Annotated in this window: 2 protein-coding genes and 1 pseudogene; 1 reads left to right on the top strand and 2 read right to left on the bottom strand. The window is 37.9% G+C overall.

Features of this window, described 5'->3' with window-relative positions:
• Nucleotides 1–1070: class I SAM-dependent methyltransferase (locus Q0L68_RS18315; protein ID WP_296705701.1), on the bottom strand; the 1070-nt coding region annotated here is incomplete at its 3' end.
• Nucleotides 1070–2059 (bottom strand): aspartate-semialdehyde dehydrogenase, encoded by a 990-nt coding sequence (locus Q0L68_RS18310; protein ID WP_296705700.1) that lies wholly within the window; start codon nucleotides 2057–2059, stop codon nucleotides 1070–1072. The genes Q0L68_RS18310 and Q0L68_RS18315, both read right to left, overlap by 1 nt.
• A gap of 235 nt (nucleotides 2060–2294) precedes the next feature.
• On the opposite strand from Q0L68_RS18310, the pseudogene Q0L68_RS18305 reads away from it, so the two are divergent.
• Nucleotides 2295–3391: pseudogene (locus Q0L68_RS18305) on the top strand (hypothetical protein); the annotation flags it as partial.

Raw genomic sequence — 3391 nt, 5'->3', positions numbered from 1 at the left:
GCATAATTTCGTGTGATCACATTCACCTTGCCTGAAGGGAAAAGCTTTTTGATTTCCCCCTTCTTGGGTTTTACTTCTTGGATTACTTCAAAAACTCTAGCAGGAATTTCTATTGGAAAATCAGAGGCGGAATAGAGATGACTGTTAGCATCAAGTTTTTTTAACCCAAATCTTGCACCAAAACTCTTAAATGCTCCGGCTTTGAGAATTCCAGCTAGTGGCTCAATCAGATACTTTTCCACTTCTCCATAAACAGAATTAGCTTGCTGTTCTTCGATGGAATCAAATGAAAAACTGGTTTCTTCCAGGCCTAGGTCAATAGCTTCTATCATGAGCTTGGAGTTCTCTATGTTTTTATTCCAGTGTAGAAGAAGCTCTTTAACATCGTTTTTTAAAGAAATTACTTGCACTTTTTGGATGTCAGGAAGCTCACTAAGCGCCTGAGAAATATCAAGCATAGGAGATAGTTTTAGCAAAATAGAGGTGGACTTACTTTTCATCATTTCCCAAACGCTGACCACATCCGGCTCGCAATCCTGAAGTTTGTATAGCTTCTGATTGCCTTTTCCGCGTCTTGCAGGGTCTGCGTAGATTAGGTCAAAATGTTTCTCTGATTTACCCAAAAAATCCAATCCATCACCGCTTACGATCTCGAATTTCTTGGGAGCAAGGATTTCAAGATTATGCTTTGCTATCTCAGCTAATTCATCTTGATATTCACAATAAATAGCTTTCTCGAAATTTTTTCCCAGAAAAAAACTATCTACTCCAAAGCCTCCTGTGAGGTCAATCATCAGTTGGCCTTTTCTACCTCTAGCCTTCAATTCGGCAGTTTGCTCAGAGGAACTTTGCTCCAATGAAATAGAAGCTGGGAAAATCAATTGTGGATTGGAAGTCCAAGAAGGCAGTTTTTTTAATGCTTTTTGCCTTGCAGAAATTTGCTGTACTGCAGTTTTTAGATCGAAATCAGTTTTGCCCTGAAACCTAAAAAGTAAAAGTGCAGGATCTTCCTTGAGATGATCCTGCACAAATTGTTGAAATTCGGGACTATGAAATTCCTCCCAATTCATCAAACTAGCTTATGTTCCATTAAATACTCAGCAATTTGAACTGCATTAGTAGCGGCACCTTTTCTTAGGTTATCTGCTACAATCCACATATTCAAAGTGTTTTCCTGAGATTCATCCCTCCTTAATCTACCCACAAATACTTCATCCTTTTTATGTGCATTAATTGGCATTGGATAGACAAAATTTGCTGGATCATCCTGAACAATCACACCAGGTGTTTCTGAAAGCAATTTTCTTACTTCATCTAAATCAAAATCCTCTTTGAACTCAACATTCACAGCCTCTGAGTGTCCTCCCATGGTTGGGATTCTTACGGTAGTGGCGGTTAATTTGATCGTATCGTCAGAGAAGATCTTTTTGGTCTCATTGATCATTTTCATTTCCTCTTTAGTGTATCCATTAGGTTGAAACACATCAATGTGAGGAAGAACGTTCATATCGATTTTATGCGGATAGACCATTTCAGGGGTCTCTCCGGCACGCTCAGCCATCATTTGATCCACAGCAGCTTTTCCAGTACCGGTGACAGACTGATAGGTAGATACAACAATTCTTTTAATCCCATAACGCTGACGCAAAGGTTCTAACGCCAAAACCATTTGAATGGTAGAGCAATTTGGGTTTGCGATAATTTTATCTTTGGGGGTTATTTCTTTCGCATTGATTTCTGGCACTACCAATTTTTTACTTGGGTCCATTCTCCAAGCTGAGGAATTATCCACCACGACAGTTCCTACTTCGGCAAATTTTGGAGCCCATTCTAAAGAGGTGCCGCCGCCCGCGGAGAAAATTGCGATTTCAGGTTTCAAAGAAACAGCCTCAGCAAGCCCAATTACAGTGTACTGTTTATCCTTATATTCGATCTGTTTTCCTACAGATCGCTCTGAAGCTACTAATAAAAGTTCATCAAAAGGAAAGTTGTGCTCATCAAGCACTTCTAGGATTTCGGAGCCCACCAAACCGGTAGCTCCTACCACTGCTAATTTCATCAGACTGGTTTTTAATAGGTTGTTTTTATTTTGGAAGCACAAAAGTAAGTGCTAAGGATTCATATACAGGTTATTCTGCTAAAATTTTTATCATTTCAAGATTAAAATTTCATTATGTTCCTACTAATAGTTTGGTTTTCATTCTTATATTTAACTATTACTTTTTTAATTCATAGCCGTGAAATCTTTGCTTTTTATAAGGTTTATCTTTTTGCTGATACTGTCAAACTTCTTTTTGGCTTTCCTTTCTCTTGTTTACGCGCAAAAACAAGGTTTCGAAGAAACATTTGCCATAGAGAGCTTTCCCAATCAGTTTTTGCCCAATTGGTATGGAAATGAGGTTCGAAGTTCGAGTTCCAGAGTTTTCCAAGCAAAAGGATTGGGATTGGAACAATCAAATGCATTGGGTGTACAGCCTATATCAAGCTTTGATGGGGAATTAATAATAGAGCTTAATCCAGTAAAATTTCAATCCCCAATTGTCCAATTCTGGGCTAAATCCATTCAAAATGGTTCTGGTAATAGAGCTGCCGTAGTTTATATCTCCTGGTCTAAAGAATTGGATTCTGGTTATGATTTCCTTGAAATAATAGGTTCAGAAATAGAGTTCCAAAATATGGATCAAGAATTTAGAAAGTATCAATTGGAGATTCCAGATGAATTAAAAAGCTCATCCAAACTTTTTTTGAAGTTTGAAATTAAATATGGCCAAGGTTCTGGAAGTTGTGCGCGTTGGATAATGGATGATTTTGAATTTGGGGATGTTGAAGAAGATAAAGAACCTCCAAAAATTATTAAAGTAAGCGGGTTCAATGAGAATGAAATTCAGGTTCAGTTTTCTGAAAAGGTGGATCCAATTTTCTCTGTTTTTCAGTTGAATTATAAGCTAAATGGAATAGCGCCAGAGTCAGTTGCCTTGAATCTGGATTCTCTTGTATCGTTGACTTTTTCCAACTCTTTAAATCAAGGAGAAGATTATAATCTAGAGGTATTGCAAATTCCAGATTTAGAAGGGAATTTCCTTAAGGATACTCTTATTGATTTTCAATTTTTTGACCCAACATTTATTCCTTCGAAAACCTTGGTGATCAATGAGATCATGCCAGCTCCAAAAGCAGATCTTGACTTGCCAAATGTGGAATATGTGGAACTGCTAAACTTAGCAGATTACCCCATACGAACGTATGGATTGACTTGGTCAAATTCTCGGTCAACTGTTCTTATCCCGGATGTGTGGATTGAACCTTTGGAATATGTCCTTTTGGTACCCGGTAACCGAACTGATCAAATGGTGAGTTTTGGAAAAATAATTCCTTTGAATTCATGGCCTAC

Origin of the sequence: Algoriphagus sp., assembly GCF_024642405.1 — a bacterium.
In the GTDB taxonomy this organism is placed as follows: domain Bacteria; phylum Bacteroidota; class Bacteroidia; order Cytophagales; family Cyclobacteriaceae; genus Algoriphagus.
This window is presented reverse-complemented; position numbering and strand designations above follow the sequence as displayed.